The sequence below is a fragment of the Pseudoflavonifractor sp. HCP28S3_F10 genome (assembly GCF_052065415.1).
Classification (GTDB): domain Bacteria; phylum Bacillota; class Clostridia; order Oscillospirales; family Oscillospiraceae; genus Pseudoflavonifractor_A.
Genome location: NZ_JBQHUB010000008.1, coordinates 54,544 through 71,061 on the forward strand (window position 1 = coordinate 54,544; position 16,518 = coordinate 71,061).

General features: G+C 59.1%; 17 protein-coding genes and 3 tRNA genes. 3 read left to right on the forward strand and 17 right to left on the reverse strand.

Annotated features, from left to right (window positions below):
• Positions 1 to 87: 87 nt before the first annotated feature.
• On the reverse strand, positions 88 to 1,137 hold the full coding sequence (locus tag ACTNBZ_RS05535; protein ID WP_441208678.1) for a BMP family protein: 1,050 nt from the start codon (positions 1,135 to 1,137) through the stop codon (positions 88 to 90).
• 268 nt (positions 1,138 to 1,405) lie between these two features.
• On the opposite strand from ACTNBZ_RS05535, the gene ACTNBZ_RS05540 reads away from it, so the two are divergent.
• Both ACTNBZ_RS05540 and ACTNBZ_RS05545 read left to right on the forward strand, forming a co-directional pair.
• On the forward strand, positions 1,406 to 1,576 hold the full coding sequence (locus tag ACTNBZ_RS05540; protein WP_441208679.1) for a hypothetical protein: 171 nt from the start codon (positions 1,406 to 1,408) through the stop codon (positions 1,574 to 1,576).
• Positions 1,577 to 1,775: 199 nt separating this feature from the next.
• Positions 1,776 to 1,852: transfer RNA gene (locus ACTNBZ_RS05545), tRNA-Arg, on the forward strand.
• A gap of 298 nt (positions 1,853 to 2,150) precedes the next feature.
• On the opposite strand, the gene ACTNBZ_RS05550 is transcribed toward ACTNBZ_RS05545, so the two are convergent.
• From ACTNBZ_RS05550 to ACTNBZ_RS05575, 6 genes are all read right to left on the reverse strand, one after another.
• Positions 2,151 to 2,300 carry a hypothetical protein gene (locus ACTNBZ_RS05550; RefSeq protein WP_441208680.1) on the reverse strand — a complete coding sequence of 50 codons (150 nt, stop codon included), beginning with the start codon at positions 2,298 to 2,300 and terminating at the stop codon, positions 2,151 to 2,153.
• Positions 2,301 to 2,471: 171 nt separating this feature from the next.
• The gene (locus ACTNBZ_RS05555; protein ID WP_441208681.1) at positions 2,472 to 3,620 is read right to left on the reverse strand and encodes a hypothetical protein; all 1,149 of its coding nucleotides are present in this window, start codon (positions 3,618 to 3,620) and stop codon (positions 2,472 to 2,474) included.
• Positions 3,617 to 4,249, reverse strand: a complete 633-nt coding sequence (locus tag ACTNBZ_RS05560; RefSeq protein ID WP_441208682.1) for a redox-sensing transcriptional repressor Rex — start codon at positions 4,247 to 4,249, stop codon at positions 3,617 to 3,619. The genes ACTNBZ_RS05555 and ACTNBZ_RS05560 overlap by 4 nt, the downstream gene beginning before the upstream one ends.
• Positions 4,250 to 4,461: 212 nt before the next feature.
• Entirely contained in the window at positions 4,462 to 4,902 is a 441-nt protein-coding gene (locus ACTNBZ_RS05565; RefSeq protein ID WP_441208683.1) for a DUF1893 domain-containing protein, read from the reverse strand.
• On the reverse strand, positions 4,895 to 5,464 hold the full coding sequence (locus ACTNBZ_RS05570; RefSeq protein ID WP_441208684.1) for an ECF transporter S component: 570 nt from the start codon (positions 5,462 to 5,464) through the stop codon (positions 4,895 to 4,897). The genes ACTNBZ_RS05565 and ACTNBZ_RS05570 overlap by 8 nt, the downstream gene beginning before the upstream one ends.
• A 70-nt stretch (positions 5,465 to 5,534) precedes the next feature.
• Positions 5,535 to 5,611 (reverse strand) — tRNA-Pro (locus tag ACTNBZ_RS05575).
• A 286-nt stretch (positions 5,612 to 5,897) separates the two neighbouring features.
• Between ACTNBZ_RS05575 and ACTNBZ_RS05580 the strand changes: the two genes are divergently transcribed.
• The gene (locus ACTNBZ_RS05580) at positions 5,898 to 6,017 is read left to right on the forward strand and encodes a DUF6774 domain-containing protein (RefSeq protein WP_441208706.1); all 120 of its coding nucleotides are present in this window, start codon (positions 5,898 to 5,900) and stop codon (positions 6,015 to 6,017) included.
• A gap of 188 nt (positions 6,018 to 6,205) precedes the next feature.
• Here the strand turns inward: ACTNBZ_RS05580 and ACTNBZ_RS05585 are convergent.
• From ACTNBZ_RS05585 to ACTNBZ_RS05630, 10 genes are all read right to left on the reverse strand, one after another.
• A tRNA-Leu gene (locus tag ACTNBZ_RS05585) sits at positions 6,206 to 6,293 on the reverse strand.
• A gap of 224 nt (positions 6,294 to 6,517) precedes the next feature.
• Complete coding sequence (locus tag ACTNBZ_RS05590; RefSeq protein WP_441208685.1) at positions 6,518 to 7,639, reverse strand: ABC transporter ATP-binding protein; 1,122 nt, start codon at positions 7,637 to 7,639, stop codon at positions 6,518 to 6,520.
• Positions 7,640 to 7,893: 254 nt separating this feature from the next.
• Positions 7,894 to 9,021 (reverse strand): N-acetylglucosamine-6-phosphate deacetylase, encoded by a 1,128-nt coding sequence (gene nagA / locus ACTNBZ_RS05595; RefSeq protein ID WP_441208686.1) that lies wholly within the window; start codon positions 9,019 to 9,021, stop codon positions 7,894 to 7,896.
• Positions 9,012 to 9,764, reverse strand: a complete 753-nt coding sequence (gene nagB, locus ACTNBZ_RS05600; protein WP_441208687.1) for a glucosamine-6-phosphate deaminase — start codon at positions 9,762 to 9,764, stop codon at positions 9,012 to 9,014. Before nagB ends, nagA begins: the two co-directional genes overlap by 10 nt.
• Before the next feature lie 23 nt (positions 9,765 to 9,787).
• Positions 9,788 to 10,708, reverse strand: coding sequence for a dihydrodipicolinate synthase family protein (locus ACTNBZ_RS05605; protein ID WP_441208688.1), 921 nt, complete (start codon positions 10,706 to 10,708; stop codon positions 9,788 to 9,790).
• Positions 10,709 to 10,886: 178 nt separating this feature from the next.
• Positions 10,887 to 11,732: a carbohydrate ABC transporter permease gene (locus ACTNBZ_RS05610; protein ID WP_441208689.1), complete on the reverse strand. Its 846-nt coding sequence runs from the start codon at positions 11,730 to 11,732 to the stop codon at positions 10,887 to 10,889.
• Between the two features lie 13 nt (positions 11,733 to 11,745).
• On the reverse strand, positions 11,746 to 12,615 hold the full coding sequence (locus ACTNBZ_RS05615; RefSeq protein WP_441208707.1) for a carbohydrate ABC transporter permease: 870 nt from the start codon (positions 12,613 to 12,615) through the stop codon (positions 11,746 to 11,748).
• Positions 12,616 to 12,808: 193 nt separating this feature from the next.
• The gene (locus ACTNBZ_RS05620; RefSeq protein ID WP_441208690.1) at positions 12,809 to 14,161 is read right to left on the reverse strand and encodes an ABC transporter substrate-binding protein; all 1,353 of its coding nucleotides are present in this window, start codon (positions 14,159 to 14,161) and stop codon (positions 12,809 to 12,811) included.
• A 190-nt stretch (positions 14,162 to 14,351) separates the two neighbouring features.
• Positions 14,352 to 15,203 (reverse strand): MurR/RpiR family transcriptional regulator, encoded by an 852-nt coding sequence (locus ACTNBZ_RS05625; RefSeq protein ID WP_441208691.1) that lies wholly within the window; start codon positions 15,201 to 15,203, stop codon positions 14,352 to 14,354.
• A 39-nt stretch (positions 15,204 to 15,242) separates the two neighbouring features.
• The gene (locus ACTNBZ_RS05630) at positions 15,243 to 16,454 is read right to left on the reverse strand and encodes an AGE family epimerase/isomerase (protein ID WP_441208692.1); all 1,212 of its coding nucleotides are present in this window, start codon (positions 16,452 to 16,454) and stop codon (positions 15,243 to 15,245) included.
• Positions 16,455 to 16,518 lie beyond the last annotated feature (64 nt).

Here is a 16,518-nt window from a genome sequence, read left to right on the forward strand (position 1 = left end):
AGTACACGCTCCAATCTTACTCTCTAGCTTCTTAGTGGTAGCAAAAGCGGAGGGCGGGCGCGCCCTCCGCTTTTTTCATCCACTTGTTTACTTGTCCAGCTTGCCGGCCTCCAGATCGGCGAAGAGCTGATCCATGGCAGCCTTGGCCTCGGGGATCTTCTCATCCCAGCCGTGCCAATCGGAGAGGACGGTACCGTTGTCCTTCAGGCCGTAAGAGTAGATCTTGGCCTCGAAGGTGCCGGCGGCGATCTCCTTGAACACGTTCTCGAACATGCCCTCGAAGTTGCGCAGCACGCTGACCACCACGGCGTCGGGAGCCTGGCTGTACTGGTCGGCGTTGTAGCCGATGGCGTAGACACCGGCCTCATCGGCGGCCTGGATGACGCCCAGACCGGCGTTGTTGGCGCTGGCGCACAGAACGTCATAGCCCTGCTTGGTGTAGCCCAGAGCCACTTCCTTGGCCCGGTCGGCGTCGGTCAGGGTGCCGATATAAGCGGTAGCGACCTCGATGTCGGGGTTGATGTACTTGGCGCCGGGCTCAAAAGCGTCCACCAGCTCGGCGATGGAGGGAGTGTCCTCACCGCCCAGCATGACGACCTTGCCGGTCTTGGAGGAGGCGGCGGCCACAGCGCCGGCCAGGAAGCCAGAGTTCACGGGGCCAACACCGGCCACATTGGGCTCCTGCTGAGTGCCGTCACCGGCAAAGGAGACCACGAACTTGGAGTCGGGGAAGTCGGGGGCCACCTTGTGAACGGCGTCCACGAACTGAGAGCCGTGAGCGACGATCATGTTGTAGCCGTCCTGGGCATAGCCGCGGAGGAACTCCTCCATATCGGAAGCGGCCACGCTCTCAGAGTAAGCCAGATCTTCCAGGCCGTACTTGGCGCAGATATTGGTCAGAGCGTTGTAAGCGGTGGCGTTCCAGCCGTTATCGTTGGCAGGGCCGGCCAGCAGCACCGCGATCTTCATGCCGGAGTAATCCACCTCACCGGAGCCGTTGTCGGTGGCAGCGGGCGCAGAGGCGGCGGGGGCGGAAGCTGCGGGGGCCTTGCTCTCGGAAGCAGAGCCGCCGCCGCACCCAAACAGGGTGGCGGACATTCCAATGGCAAGAAGCAGGGCCAACAGTCTCTTTTTCATCTTTGTTCTCCTCCAATTATTTTACGGTATTGAGTTCGGAGGGAGGACCTGCGGAATCTTTACCGTCCCGCACTGCCAGCATACCAAACTCTCGTATTTGACAAGTCCTACAAAAGCTTCTTCTCTGTTTTTTATGGATAAATTTTGCGTTTTGACTGAATAGTCAGTGCCGTTTTTCCGTTTTTTGTGCTTTTTTAATCTTGTCACTTCTTTCCTTTATGCATAAAGCCGCTGTTGCAGGCGCATACTTATTCCGAGGTGATTTTATATGCGATACCCTGACCTGTATGCTCTCATCCAGCATGAAACAGAGGCCAGACAGTATTTTAACAAGCTCCCCGACTATGTTCAGGAACAGATCTGCACACGAGCTGAAAACGTCAATTCCTTCGCCAGTCTTCAGGACTACGCGGAAAACCTGACCCGCGGAGACGGCTGACGCCGCCTATTCTCTTTGCCGCTCCCCTGGCCCGCCGGCAGTGCGGTATCTTACGGAGCCGGAGTACTCCTCTCTTCTTTTTTCCGCGATCCAGCTGTCTTCTGAAATTTTTGTCGTTTGTGGAAAAAAGGACTTGCATTCCTGCTGGTTCTATGCTATTATAATTGAGCTGCCAGTAAGAGTACTGTGGCAGCGGTACGCGGCTGTAGCTCAGCTGGATAGAGTGACTGGCTACGAACCAGTAGGTCGGGGGTTCGAATCCCTTCAGCCGTACCAGCTCGTCGCAAGCGTCATATCGCTTGCGACGAGTTTTTTATGCTCCGCATCAAAAACTCATCTCGCGCTCATTCTGCTGCTCCTCGCTTCCGAACCGGATTCGCTTCGCTGGATCCCGGTTCGGGTTGAAAAATGAAAATATCCGGATTGAAGCCACCTGACAGTTCAGAAAAAATCCTAAGACAGATGAAAAGCCTTAGGACTTTTTTGTGCTTTGATTTGGCGGAAAGTTTATATCAAAAAACCGGGCGGCGGAGCTAGGCTCCGCCGCCCGGTCGTTACCGCCCGCTATGACAGATCAGCAGCAGCCGTTGTTGCCGCAGCAGCCGTTGTTGTTGCCGCAGCCGCAGTTGCCGCCCCAGTTGTTGTTGCCGCAGCAGCAGAAGAGAACGATGATGATGATAATGATCCACAGGCAGCCGCCGCCCCAGCCATTATTGCATCCCATAATGAGTACCTCCTGAATGAAATTTGCGGCCGGTCTCTTCCGGGCCCCGGGGTGTCCCGGCGCCCCGGCCGGCCACAGTCCATACTATGTCGGCGTTCCTGTTTGGTGCGGCGTCAAAAACCGGAGCGCAGCCCCTGTCAAGGGACACGCTCCGGTCTTTTCTCTCATTTTTCAGGTGATACGGGTTACCAATACTTGATTTCGCACCTCATTCACGGCGGACAGATCCAAGGCGCCTGCCGCTCCCAAATACTCCAGCAGCGTTCCGCCTTCCTTCCTCTGGGCGTCCAGCGCGAAATAGGACAGGTAGGCCACATGGGCCCGCACAAGGCCGCTGGTGCACAGCACCCTGTACTCCCCTTCCGTGATGATCCCCAGTTCCCTGGCCCTGGGCAGCACGGTCTGCCAGGTAAAGTCGGTGTTTTCACCGCTGTCCCGGTATCCCAACGCCCGCATCACAAAGGTCAGATACTCTCCCGCCCCGATGGAACGCAGCGGTGCGAAGGCCAGCTGGCCCTGGGCGTTGGGCCCCACACCGGCAGCATAGCCTTTGCTGTAGGCATAGGCCACATAACGGGCGCACCAGTCAGGCACATCGACAAAGGGGCACGCGCCCGTATAGGCCTGGGCTGCTTTCTCTTCCCCGATCAGGCGCAGGAACATGATCAGTCCTTCCACCCGGGTGGGTATCCTTTCCAGGTCATACCCCTCGCCGTAGCCGGTGCCCGTTCCCGCGAAAAGCCCCATCTTCTTCAATGCGCCCGCCAATTCATTATAATCGGTGGCGCCGCTGGGAGAGAAAGAGGTCCTTCCCTCCAGACTGAGCACCGCCGTCTCCGAGGAGACCGAGACCACCGCCGTGGTGTTCTCCGCCGCCAAATAGCGGTGCATCGCGGTCAGGTCCGTCCCTGACGGGACCGTTGTCCCCGCCGTCAGATCCACCACCGCGCCGCCGGCGTAGCTCACTGTGACGCGGCCGGCCAGCAGCATAGCCACAGAGCCGGTGGCCAGGGAGATGGCGTCTCCCTGCTTATAGCGCCGGTCGTTGAGACCGCCGGCAAAGCTCTCGCCTTCTTCCCCGCCGGCCTGTGCCAGATTAACCTGATGCTGTTCGTCCAGACGCGCCTTGGAGGCATCATAGACTTTCTGTGTCTCTGCGTCCACCCGGTCCCCCGCCTGTGCCAGCACGGAGGGAATATAGGTCCCGGTCAGATAGCTCAGAGAGATCAAAGGGTCTGTCTGTGAGCCAGCCACGGCATAAGCGGCGCCGCAGCCCAGGGCCACCACTCCAATCAGCACAAAGGCAAGTACTTTTTTCATGTTTCCTCCGAAATCATATAGCTCAGGGTCTGAAGGCTGTCGGAAAAATGGACGTTCTCCACAAAAACATCCGATTTGTACAAATTCAGTTCGATATTGGTAAAATTCCAGATGCCCTTGACGCCCGCCGCCACCAGGCGGTCGGCCATATCAGGCGCAATGCTCCGCGGCACTGTCAGGATACCCACGCTGGCGGGATGATCCTTCAAATATTCCTCCAGCTGGTCGGCGTGGTATACCGGAGTGTGAGACATGACCTGCCCCACAATCTCCGGACGCACGTCAAACGCGGCGTTGAGCTGAAATCCGCTCCACGCAAAATTAAAGTTCTCGATCAGGGCCCGGCCCAGATTGCCCACGCCGATAAGCACCGCAGTATGCCCCTTATTCATGCCAAGGATATCGGCCACCTCGCCCAAAAGCTTCTCTACATTGTAGCCGTAGCCCTGCTGTCCGAATTCTCCAAAGCAAGACAGGTCCTGCCGGATCTGGGAGGCAGTCAGTCCCATGGAACTCCCCAGTGCACTGGAAGAGATCCGTACCACACCGGCCTGATTCAGTTCAGTCAGATGCCGAAAATACCGCGGCAGGCGACGGATCACCGCCCCGGATACTTTCTCCTTTTTCATGTCCTATCACGCTCTCTTATCCTCAGAAGATCGCATTTTTCTCCCATATGCGTATGAAAAAATACATTCTTCAGCTATTCGCAAAAATTATAGCACGTTTTTATGGATCCTGCAACGAGTTTCCCCTCCAGAGATTGCAAGAGGACCGGAGCAGCAGCCTCCGGTCCTCCAAATATCTTCTGCCTGTTTATCTGTTTCGTGTTTCGGATCTGTCAGCCGGATATGGCCTGTGCCCCGCGCTTAAGCTCCTCCAGCGTCCGCCGGACAGCCTCCAGCGCCAAGACCGGATCGCTGATGCCCTCCACCGCCTGTTCCATCGGACAGCGCCCCGTACCGGCCCGGTTGATGATCTCATCGGCCAGGATATCCCATGACGCCCGAATCCCCCGTGCCTCCAATTCCTGCCGCGCACCCCGGCTCATCACCTGTCCGTGAACCGCTGCCACACCAGCCAGCGCGAACAGCAGGGCTGCCGCCCGGCCCACGATCTTGTCGGCGGCGGAGCAGCCCCGCAGATCGGTCCCTCGGGCCAGAAATTCCACCATGGGCCGGATGCCGGTCTGGCGGCTGGTATGGACCATGCCGCCGCCGCACAGGACGCAGGTATAGCCATCTTCCCTCAGAAGCTGCCTGGCCTGCTCCAGATCAGTCATGATGCCGCTCCAGACGCTCCACCGCCAGCATCAGAACGGGGATCAGACACCACTGGAGCACCAGGCCGGGCAGACCAGCCGCGGCAGCGGTCCACACCGATGCAGCCGACATTCCCCAGATGCCCAGCACATAGCCTGCAAACAGGACCGCTGCCATCCGGCAAACCCGGCCCGCCAGCTGGGCCAGGAGCACTTTCAGAAGCACGGGCATTTGGCGGCAGGCCAGAAGACCGGCAGCCAGGCCATAGGCCGCCAGTTCCACCGCCATGAAGGGAAGGATGCCCGCAGCCGGCATGCCGGACAGAAGGAAACTCACTGCCGGTGCCAACGAACCGGCTGCCGCACCTGCGGCGGGACCGGCCAACAGGCCCACCAGCAGGATGGGAAGGTGCATGGGCAGGAAGGTCTGTCCCAAAGCTGTTCCTGCCCCGGTCAAGGCCCCCACCGCATGGAAGAGCTCCGGCAGCGCCACAGCTGCGGCAATGGCCGCCAGCACGGCCGCCGTCCTGGCCTGAATGGAATGGAACACAGTTGTCCGGCGTATCACTGCTGTGTTTGTCATATCATCGTCTCCCTCTCTGCTTTTCATATCCGGATAAAAAAGAAGCACTTGCATTTCTGCAAGTGCCCTTTGGTCCGAGTGACTGGACTTGAACCAGCGGCCTCTTGAACCCCATTCAAGCGCGATACCAAACTTCGCCACACCCGGATCTCTTTTGCTGCTTAACTCAGGCAGCTTATATAATATAGCATAGCTGCTTTTACTTTGCAAGTGTTTTCGTGAAAATTTTGCTTATTTTTTATCTGCACTTTTTGCCTCGCCCTGGCTGCCGCCGCAGCTCGCATTTCTTCTTCGTGATTCATAGAATGGCTCATCACGATCTACCGTCAGGAGGTGCCGCTGTGTCAGTCCCATCCGGAGCCGCGCTGCCCGTAGCAGTCAACGCTGCGGCCCTTGTTATCGCCCAGAATCTGAACGACCAGGAGCTGGGTATCTGGCTGCCGCTCTCACACAGCTGGCCGATACGCTGGCCACCATCGCGCTCACCCGAGCTGCAGAAGAGAGTGCCTGCCGGCCTGGCTGCGTATCATATACCCGCCAGTCCCAAGCTTAAAAAAGAAGCACCTGCTTTGCAGGTGCTTCTTTTTTGGAAAGAGCGAACACGTTCGAGGCATTGCCTTCCCACCTCGCACCCAACCGCGAACCCAGCGGAGCGGAGCGCGGTTGGAAGCAAAGAAAAAGCACGTTCGGCGTATGAAAAGGCCCTAAGGCCTTTTCTTCGCCTTAGGGCTTTTTCTGGGCTGGTGCGCGAGGCGGGACTTGAACCCGCACGTGCGTAATGCACACTAGAACCTGAATCTAGCGAGTCTGCCAATTCCACCACTCGCGCGTCTCCATGGCCTTGGCTTGAGTTTTCTGCTCATCGCCTCAGCGCAAGATATATATTATCACAGGCGTTGTGCTCTGTCAACATCTTTTTTCAAAAAAATATCTCATTTTCTCTTTCCCGCCACAAAGGGACTTCTCTCCCCCTTTCAAAAAATTCCCGCCCGCGGGCTTGGCCCGCGGGCGGGAAAGTTCAGCATCCGATCTTGTCTTCTGCTCCCCCGCAGATCAGGGGATCAGATTCTTCTCGGTCTGGGGATCAAACATATGCAGCAGATCCGTACGGAAGGTGAAATGGACCTCGGTGCCGTACTGGATGCCGCCGCGGTGCTCTTCAGGCAGATCCACGGTGGGCACGCGGAGGACCACGTCCTTGCCATCGGCGTTAACGTGCAGGTGGACCTCGCTGCCCATCATCTCGGACACGTCCACCAGACCGCTGACCGTATTGGCGGCCTTGCCGGGAGCAAAGGCCATATGCTCAGGACGAACACCCAGAATGATATCCTGGCTGTCCACATTGGCGGCTTTCAGACCCGCAATGATCTTGGCGTCAGGGGTAATGGAAGCGCCATGGCACTTGACCACATAGCTGTCTCCGGTTTTCTCCAGCTTGGCGTCAAAGAAGTTCATCTGGGGCATTCCGATAAAGCCGGCCACGAAGATATTGGAGGGATGATCAAACACTTCCTGAGGAGTGCCGATCTGCTGGATAAAGCCGTCCTTCATGATGACCATGCGGTCACCCAGGGTCATAGCCTCGGTCTGGTCGTGAGTTACGTAGATGAAGGTGGTGTTGATGCGCTGGCGGAGCTTGATGATCTCGGCGCGCATCTGGTTGCGCAGCTTGGCGTCCAGGTTGGACAGGGGCTCGTCCATCAGGAACACCTGGGGCTCGCGCACGATGGCGCGGCCGATGGCAACACGCTGCCGCTGGCCGCCGGACAGGGCCTTGGGCTTGCGGTCCAGATACTGAGTGATGTCCAGGATCTCAGCGGCCTCGCGGACCCGCTTGTCGATCTCATCCTTGGGCATCTTGCGCAGTTTCAGGGCGAACGCCATGTTCTCGTACACCGTCATGTGGGGGTACAGAGCGTAGGACTGGAAGACCATGGCGATGTCCCGGTCCTTGGGCTCCACATCGTTCATCCGCTTGTCGCCGATGAGCAGGTCGCCCTCGGAGATCTCCTCCAGACCGGCGATCATCCGCAGAGTCGTGGACTTGCCGCAGCCGGAGGGACCGACCAGAACGATGAATTCCTTGTCCGCGATCTCCAGATTGAAGTCGTGGACAGCGGTCACCTTGTTGTCATAGATCTTCTTGACGCCCTTCAGAGTAACAGTTGCCATGTACATAGAGCCGTAAGAGCAGAGCCTCCGCTGCTGCTCCCTTGCTCCGGGAGAGCGAAACCCCCGGAACATTACGACAGGTCTCCACACTGCCGCACCGCCGGCCCAGCGGAATTTCCTCCTTTTTTACAGCTCCCTCCGCCTTATGGTTATGGAGTAAGGCGGAGGTGCTTGAATATCGGCGCCCCGCGCCGGGGGGAATCTGTGTCCATTATGCCAGAACTGCGTCTTAATTACAAGTCTTTTTGTACAGTTTAAATAGTTCCATGGGTCACTTGTCCGCGGAAGATGACCGCCCGAAGCTCCAGATTCTCATCCAGCACAGCCAGATTGGCCAGCTTGCCGGGCTCGATGCTGCCCACCCGGCTGTAGATGCCGATGGCCTTGGCGGGGTTCACCGCCGCAGCCCGCACCGCCACCTCCAGCGGGATGCCGAAGGATACCGCAGTACGCATGCAGTTCATCAGATCGGTGACCGAACCGGCCAGCGTGCCGTCCTCCAAGGTCGCGTACTTGCCGTTTACTTTGACGGCCTGGCCACCCAGGGTGTAGTCTCCGTCCGGCATGCCGGCGGCGCGCATGGTGTCGCTGATCAGGATGACCCGCTTGGCGCCGAAGAGCTGGAACACCGCCCGCACCACGCTGGGGTGGATGTGGACGCCGTCGCAGATGAGCTCCACCTTGCAGCCCGGGTTATCGAAGGCCGCGCCCACCACGCCGGGAGCCCGGTGGGTAAATGCGGGCATGGCGTTGAACAGATGGGTGGCCTGACGCGCGCCGGCAGCATAAGCGGCCATGGCAGTGTCATAGTCGGCGGTGGTATGGGCCACCGAGACGGTAACTTCGTCGGCCACCTCCCGGATAAAGTCCAGGGCACCGGGCTCCTCGGGGGCCACGGACACCAGCTTCACCAGTCCCTCGGAGGCCATCTCCAGCCGGCGGAGCATCTCCACATCGGGGGCGTGGAGCCAGTCGCCGTTCTGGGCCCCCCTCTTGGCGTAGGACAGGAACGGGCCCTCCAGGTTCACGCCGCACAGCATGGCGCCGCTCTTGCTGGTCTTGCGGTGATTGGCCGCGTTTTTGCAGACTTTGATGAGCTGCTCCTCCAGCAGGGTCATGCCGGCGGGGCAGATCTGGGTCACGCCCCGGGACAGCTCGTAGTCGGCCATGATCTGCAGGCCCTCGGCGTCTCCGTCACTGAAATCGTGACCCTTGGCGCCGTGAAAATGCAGGTCGGTCAGACCGGGGATCACGTAGCAGCCCGACAGATCGGCGGTCTTGCCGTCAGCACTCAGACCCGCCAGAAACTCCCCCTCAATACAGACGTCCCGCCGGACAAAGCCGTCATGGACGTCATAGACCTTCGCTCCGGTCAGCCGCATACCGGCTCACCCGCCTCTACCAGCTTGCTGAGGGCGGCACGGTCGCCCACCAGGGTCACATCAGGATGGAGCTGCAGCACGGAAGCTGGCACATCGGGGGTAACAGGGCCACGGAATGCGCGGTACACGATGTCGGCCTTCTCCTCGCCGCTGACCACGATCAGGATGCGGCGGGCATTCATGATGTTCTTGATGCCCATGCTCAGCGCTTGGCGGGGCACATCCTCCCGGCGCTCAAAGAAGCGCTTATTGGCCTCGATCGTGCTCTCGGTCAGATTGACCACGTGGGTCTCCAGGCCAAAATTGTCGCCGGGCTCGTTAAAGGCGATGTGGCCGTTGTGACCCATGCCCAGCAGCTGCAGGTCGATACCGCCCAGGTCCCGGATGAGCTGGTTGTAGGCGGCGCACTCGGCCACAGGGCTCTTGGCCAGGCCGTTGAGCACGTGGGTGTTCTCCGGCTTGATGTCGATGTGGTCAAAGAGGTTGGACTGCATAAAGTAACGGTAGCTCTGCTCATGGCGGGGAGACAGGCCCAGATACTCATCCAGATTCACGGATTTGGTCTCGGCAAAGCTCAGATCGCCCTTCTTGTACCACTCCACCAGCTGCTGGTAGGTACCTACAGGGGTGCCGCCGGTAGCCAGGCCCAGCACACAGTCGGGCTTGGTGATGACCTGGGCGGAAATGATGTTGGCCGCGCGGCGGCTCATGGACTTATAATCTTCCGACAGATAAACTCTCATTGGAATTCCCTCCTGATATGATCTCAGCAGTACTTGGCAATGGCGTCCCGGATCTGCTTGGAGCAGGCGTCCACCACGGCCTTGTCGGACTCGGTCAGGTTGGCCAGGGGAGCGCGGACACCGCCCATATCCAGGCCGTACTGCTGCTTGATGACTTCCTTCATCACGGCGTACAGGTTGCCGTGGGCGGAGCACAGCTTGTAGATAATGCGGCAGATCTCATTCTGGATCTTGGCAGCCTCAGCCATCCTTCCCTCATGGAACAGGTCCCACACTTTCAGGAACAGCTCAGGCATAACGGCATAGGTGCCGCCGATGCCGCCGGTGGCGCCCATGGCCAGGCCGGAGATGAACTGCTCATCGGGACCGTTCATGACCACGAAGTTCTCGCCGCCCTCGTCCTTCCACATCTGGATGTCCTGAGTGGGCATGGAGGAGTTCTTCACGCCGATGACGCGGGGATTCTTCAGCATCTCCTGGAGCAGAGGAATGGTCAGAGCCACGCCGGCCAGCTGAGGAATGTTGTAGATGATAAAGTCGGTGTTGGGGGCGGCAGCGGAGATGTCGTTCCAGTACTGGGCGATGCTGTAGGGGGGCAGGTGGAAATAGATGGGAGGAATGGAGGCGATGGCATCCACACCCAGGCTCTCGGCGTGGGCGGCCAGTTCCTGGCTGTCCCTGGTGTTGTTGCAGGCCACGTGGGCAATGATGGTCAGATCGCGGCCCTTGGCCTCGGCCATCACATTCTCCAGTACGACCTTGCGCTCTTCCTTGCTCTGATAGATGCACTCGCCGGAAGAGCCGCCCACATACAGGCCGCGGACGCCCTTGTCAGCCAGGTGGCGGACCAGAGCCCGGGTGCCCTCCGGAGAGATGTTGCCCTGCTCGTCATAGCAGGCGTAGAAGGCGGGAATAACACCCTGGAATTTTTTCAGATCGCTCATCTCAAATCACTCCATTTTCTGTTTTCAGATCAATATGGGCCTGCCGGGCCCGGCGGAGGAAGACTTCTCTCCTCCCCCAGGTCCCGGCTGGCACTTTTGACAGTTACTCTCTGCTCCGGACCATCCGTGGAACGCATGCCCGGACCTTTGTCAGGCTTCCGCCTGACGGCGACGGTTCTTAACCCTTGACGGCGCCCATGGCGATGCCCTGGGTAAAGTATTTCTGGAACACAATGAACACGGTCACGATGGGGATGGCGGCCAGTGTGGCGCCGGCCATGATAAGGCCGAAATCGCTGGACATCTCGCCCTGAAGGCGCGCGATACCCAGAGAAATGGTCCACACCTCGCGCTTGGTCAGCATGATCAACTGGAGGAAATAGTCATTCCAGGAGTTGACGAAGGTGAAAATAGCCAGCGCGCCGACGCCGGGCTTGATCATGGGGAACACGATGCTGAAGAAGGTACGCAGCTCACCGGAGCCGTCCACCCGGGCGGCCTCCAGGATCTCGGTGGGGATGGTCTCAGAGAACTGCTTCATCAGGAACACACCGAAGGGCCAGCCCACAGTAGGCAGGATAACGGCCCACAGGTTGTTGGCCAGATGCAGGAAGTTCATCTCCTGCAGCAGGGGGATGACGATGACCTGCTTGGGCAGGGCCATGGCGCACACGATGAGGGTAAAGAGAACGCCGCGGCCGTAGAAGCGCTTCTTGGCCAGGGCATAGCCGGCCAGCGAGGCGGTCAGGCAGGTCAGGATCATGGATCCCACAGCCATGAACACGGTGTTGAACAACCACTTGAAGGCGGGCTGCTTGAAGAGCTTAACATAGTTCTGCAGCGTCGGCTTCAGGGGGAACCACTGGGGCGTGCGGGCGTTGATGGTGATGGCGTCCTTAAAGGAACCGGTGATGATCCAGTACAGCGGGAAGAGGAAGAGAATGGCCAGCACCAAAAGGATGAAAAAGGTGGCCACCCTGTAGCCGGTGGAAGTGCCGGAAAGCTTACTTTTCGCGTTATTCATAACCTGCACCTCCTTAATTATCACTCTTCGTGACCTTGAACTGGATGGCGGAGAACACCGCAATGATCAAGGCCAGGACCACGCCCATCGCGTTGGCGTAGCCGAAATCCTGATAGCGATAGACCGTATCGAAGATGTAGTACATGATGGTGCTGGTGCTGCCGTTGGGGCCGCCGGAGGTCAGCAGCTGGATCAGCGCGAAGCACTGGAACGAGTTGATGGTGGTGATGATCAGGATATACAGGGTGGTGGGCATGATCTGGGGCCACTTGATCTTCCAGAAAACCTGGAGCTTGGTGGCGCCGTCCACCTGGGCCGCCTCAATGAGAGACTGGTCCACATTGCCCAGGGCTGCCACATACAGCACGATGGGCTGTCCGATGGAGGTGGTGAAGAGGATCATAATGATACACCAGATGGCGGTCTTTTCGTTGCCCAGCCAATCAAAGCCCACGGAATCAAAGATCTGGTTGAGCAGGCCGTTATAGGGATTGAACATCCACTTCCACACCACGGTGACTGCCACAGTACCGGTGACCACAGGCAGGTAGAACACACAGCGGAAGAAGGACCGGGTCAGGGCGTTCATCTGATAGATGGCGGAACTGACCCACAGGGAGAACGCAGTGACCGTAGGCACGGCCACCACCACGATAAGTACAGTGTTCCAGAAGCCCTTGATAAAGACAGGATCCTGGAACATACGGATATAGTTGGCGAAACCGGCGAAAGTGGTGGCGGAGCTGTTCAGGCCCATGTGCAGGAAGCTGTACACCACACAGATAATCATGGGGAATACAACGAATCCCACAAAGAAGAACAGGCTGGGAAGCAGAAACAGATAAGCTGAAATGGTCTCGCGCCGGACCAGAGCCTTGCTCATGCCGGAAAATTGGGAACGTTTTTCTTTACGCGGCTTCCGTTGTGCGTTGACAGCGGCATTTTGCTCCATATGTTTCTCCCCCTCTTCTACGAATTTGCTCTCCCATGCCTGCTAAAAAAGGACTGTGCCCGCCCCCTCTCATGCAGGGAGTGGGCACAGTCAAACTTACATATGGCGTTTGAAGTTGCTATGCTTAACCGATGTTGGCGTTGCTGGCGGTGACGAACTCGTCAGCCTTGGCCTGGATGTCCTCGCCGGAGATCAGGATCTTCTGGAGCATATTCCACCAGTTGGTGCGCTGCTCGGTCCAGCCGGGAGTGACGTTATAGTAATCGCCCAGGTAGGGCATCAGGGTCAGGAACTCAGTGGCATTGGCCTCCTGCTCGGTGCCGGCGTAGACATTGCCCTGAGAAGCGCGCACGGGGAAGAAGCCGGTCAGGCGGACGCTCTCGACGCCCTGGGTCTCATCGTCGCAGACCCACTTGATGAAGGTCTTGGCGGCGTCGATCTTGGCCTGGTCGCCGTTGTCGAACACGCCGAAGCCCCAGATACCGCCGCACAGCTCAGGCTTGCCGTCGTCAGAGGGGAAAGCCATGGCAAAGGGAGTGAACTGGACCTGGCTGGCGTACTGCGCCTTGTTGGAGGCGTTCCAGCAGAAGGTCACAGCAGCGGTGCCGTTGGAGAAGGCCTGCAGCTCGTCAGAAGCCACGAAGCTGGCGTTGGCGTTCAGGGCGCCGGAATCCACCATGCTCTTGATGAGCTCCAGGGCCCTCACGTTCTCGGTGGAGTTGACGGTGTAAGCGGTGTGGTCAGCGTTGGTGTAGGTGCCGGAATACAGGTTGGTGACGAGAGCGCGGGTGCCCTGGTCGCCGCCCTGGCCGCCGCAGTAGACGATGCCGGGCACAGCAACCAGACCGGAATCACGGACAGCCTCCATGGCCTTCACGAAGTTATCGGTGGTCCAGGTGCGGGTCTCCTCGTCGATGTACTGCAGAGCGCCGGCCTGATCAAAGACCTCATAGTTGATGGCCATGCAGTGGGTGGTCATGCACAGGGGGTACTCATAGTACTTGCCGTCCAACTGGCAGGCCGCGGCAACAGCCTCGCTGTTGGCCTTGATGTCGTCCCCGGACTCGGCCCACAGGTCGGACAGGTCCACCATCAGGTTATTGGCGCCCCAGTTGGTGACCAGGCGCTCAGGACCTTCCAGAATGATGTCGGGAGCGGAGCCGCCCTGGATGGCGGCAGTCACGGCGGTATCACCGTTCTGATAGTCCAGGTACTCCACGTTCACCTTGATGTTGGGATAGACCTCGTTGAACTTGGCGACGACCTCTTCGGCCTTGGCGTTCTCGCCGCCCCAGCTGCCGACCGGGTAAGTCCACAGCTCGATGGTGACGTCTTCGGCGCCGGCGGGAGTGCTGGCGGCGGGGGCGCCGGTCTCGGGGGCCTTGCTCTCGGTGGCGGTGCCGCCGCCGCAGGCGGCCAGGCTGAGGGTCATACCGGCGGCCAGGGCAAGGGAAAGGATTCTGTTCCATTTCTTCATATGCTCGTTTCCTCCTCATTTTTGATAATTTTCGCTTTCGGGCGGAAATACCCGTTGTGAAGATTGTACAAGCAGAAACAGTATTTGTCAATAGCCTGAATGAAAAAATTTTTCTCATTTTGTCAAATTGCAATTTATTTTCATTCTTCGACCGATCCTCTCAGGCTGTCTCCGCTCCATTCCAAAAAAATCACAGATGCTTGTCGGAAAGCGCCAGCGCGATCCGTTCCTGAATCTTCTGTACCTTGTCCCCCTGCAGCAGGCACAGTTCCTGGTTCAGCGCATCCAGCAGGAAGAGCTGCGCCATGCGGGCCGCCACCGTTCCCAATTGGAGCGGTCCCTCTTTGGAGCCGCACTGGAGCACAATATCCGCGTAGACCGCAGCGGGAGATTTGGGAAAGCGGGTCACCAGCACCACGCCGGCCCCCCGTTCCTTTGCCCGCTTCAGCGTTTCCACCACGTCCCGGGTGGCTCCGGAGTAGGAGAAATAGAGTATGGCGTCCCGCTCGGTAAGCTGCGCGGTGGCAATGGCCTGCATATGGGCATCGGAAACCGGGAAAAAGTTTGGACAAGTGTTCGAAAAGAGATGAGCCGCCTCCTGGGCCATGATCATGGAGCCGCCCTGCCCCATGCACAGTACCTTGCCGGATCCATGGAGCAGCTTGGCCGCCCGGGCCATGGTCTTAGGCCGGATCAGCTTCCTGGTCTGGGCAATGGCGGCTATATCCGCGTCATAGAGCGTCTGATAGGGTCCATCCTCCCCATGCGGAGCCTCTCCCTCCCGGTCGGGCTCGCCCGGGCCCGATCCGGCGGTGGAGTTGGCCACCGCCAGCTTGAAGGCGCTGTACCCTTTGTAGCCCATACGCCGGCAGAAGCGGGAGATCGTGGCCTCCGCCACACCGCATTCCTCTGCCAGCTCGGAGATGGACATGAACTGTGTCTGCTTCTCATGGCCGACCACATAGTCGGCCACTTTCTTTTCCGCGCCGGTCAGCTGATAGTATTCATTGTCCAGACGCGCGAACACATTGCCCTGCGACATGCCGGATGATCACTTCCTTCCCGCTCCTGTTCCGTCTTTTTATTCCGCCAGCATCTGGCCCAGCATCTGGTCCACCATGGAGAGCATCCGGGGCAGATGGAAGGGGCCCTTGAAGGTGCTGCCCTTGGTGGAAGGCATGGTGGGCAGGCCGTCCCGGCGGAGATAGCCGTACCACTCGCCGTACTCCCGGTCGGAGAAGTGGACCTTGCAGTAGTCCAGAGTCTTCTCAAACCAGTCCAGATACTTCTCGTCTCCGGTATCCCGGAAGAGCATCAGGGAGGCGATGAGGATCTCGTCATGAGGCCACCACAGCTTCATGTCGTGCTCGTAGGCCTCGGGGGGCTTGCCCAGGCAGTCGGTAAAGTAGAGCAGTCCTCCGTACTCCTTGTCCCAACCGGCCTCGATGGCCCAGTCGAAGATCTGGGCGGCCTTCTTCACCAGCTCCTTGTCGCCGGTACGCTGGGCATGCTCCAACAGGAACCAGACGCCCTCGATGTCGTGGCCCGGGTTCACGATGCGGCCCTCGGTGTAGTTCAGGCGGGCGGTGCCGTCCTCGGCCACATTCTCCAGCACACACTTGAGCTCAGGGTGCACATGATAGCGGAAGATCTCGTCCACACACTGGTTGGCCCGCTCCTCATAGAGAGCCTTGCGCTCGGGATCCACACGCAGCATCACGCCGGTGACGTTGAGGATGATCATGGGGATGCCAAAGGCCCGGCCGGTACGGGTCTCGGGGATGGTCTTGGGGCCCAGACCGGTGGGATCGGCCATGCCGTGGTTCAGGTCCCAGTACAGGTCGTAAGCCCGGCGGGCCCGCTCCAGGTTCTCCTTCTCACCGGTAACGCCGTAGTACTCGGCGTTGGCCAGGGCGTAGAACGCCTCGGAGAAGCAGTAGCGGCGCTGGCGCAGGGGCTGGCCGTCCTCCGTCACGGTGAAGTACATCCGGCCGCCGGCGCTGTGGTTGATGCAGTGGGCCTCCAGGAAATCGATGCAGCTCTTGGAAGCGGCCAGCCACTCCTCCTTCACACCGTAGAGGTGGCACAGGTAGGAGAAGATCCAGCCGCAGCGGCCCTGCATCCACACGCTCTTGTCGGTGGAGTAGATCTCGCCCTTCCGGTCCAGACAGGTGTACACGCCGCCGTGCTCATGATCCATGCCGTTCTTCAGCCAGAAATTGATGCAGATGTCCAGCTCCTCGCTGATCCAGTCCTTGTGAGCCTGCAGGCGCGCTCTCATTGCAGTATCCATTTTCATTCCGCCTTCCTTTTATACGCATGATGTAAAATGGTAAACCGGTCGTCTGACGATACGG

Bases quoted from the DNA above. Each gene is read 5' to 3' on its own strand.
- ACTNBZ_RS05535 (WP_441208678.1), bottom strand. From the start codon at position 1,137: ATGAAAAAGAGACTGTTGGCCCTGCTTCTTGCCATTGGAATGTCCGCC.
- ACTNBZ_RS05540 (WP_441208679.1), top strand. From the start codon at position 1,406: ATGCGATACCCTGACCTGTATGCTCTCATCCAGCATGAAACAGAGGCC.
- ACTNBZ_RS05550 (WP_441208680.1), bottom strand. From the start codon at position 2,300: ATGGGATGCAATAATGGCTGGGGCGGCGGCTGCCTGTGGATCATTATC.
- ACTNBZ_RS05555 (WP_441208681.1), bottom strand. From the start codon at position 3,620: ATGAAAAAAGTACTTGCCTTTGTGCTGATTGGAGTGGTGGCCCTGGGC.
- ACTNBZ_RS05560 (WP_441208682.1), bottom strand. From the start codon at position 4,249: ATGAAAAAGGAGAAAGTATCCGGGGCGGTGATCCGTCGCCTGCCGCGG.
- ACTNBZ_RS05565 (WP_441208683.1), bottom strand. From the start codon at position 4,902: ATGACTGATCTGGAGCAGGCCAGGCAGCTTCTGAGGGAAGATGGCTAT.
- ACTNBZ_RS05570 (WP_441208684.1), bottom strand. From the start codon at position 5,464: ATGACAAACACAGCAGTGATACGCCGGACAACTGTGTTCCATTCCATT.
- ACTNBZ_RS05590 (WP_441208685.1), bottom strand. From the start codon at position 7,639: ATGGCAACTGTTACTCTGAAGGGCGTCAAGAAGATCTATGACAACAAG.
- nagA (WP_441208686.1), bottom strand. From the start codon at position 9,021: ATGCGGCTGACCGGAGCGAAGGTCTATGACGTCCATGACGGCTTTGTC.
- nagB (WP_441208687.1), bottom strand. From the start codon at position 9,764: ATGAGAGTTTATCTGTCGGAAGATTATAAGTCCATGAGCCGCCGCGCG.
- ACTNBZ_RS05605 (WP_441208688.1), bottom strand. From the start codon at position 10,708: ATGAGCGATCTGAAAAAATTCCAGGGTGTTATTCCCGCCTTCTACGCC.
- ACTNBZ_RS05610 (WP_441208689.1), bottom strand. From the start codon at position 11,732: ATGAATAACGCGAAAAGTAAGCTTTCCGGCACTTCCACCGGCTACAGG.
- ACTNBZ_RS05615 (WP_441208707.1), bottom strand. From the start codon at position 12,615: ATGAGCAAGGCTCTGGTCCGGCGCGAGACCATTTCAGCTTATCTGTTT.
- ACTNBZ_RS05620 (WP_441208690.1), bottom strand. From the start codon at position 14,161: ATGAAGAAATGGAACAGAATCCTTTCCCTTGCCCTGGCCGCCGGTATG.
- ACTNBZ_RS05625 (WP_441208691.1), bottom strand. From the start codon at position 15,203: ATGTCGCAGGGCAATGTGTTCGCGCGTCTGGACAATGAATACTATCAG.
- ACTNBZ_RS05630 (WP_441208692.1), bottom strand. From the start codon at position 16,454: ATGGATACTGCAATGAGAGCGCGCCTGCAGGCTCACAAGGACTGGATC.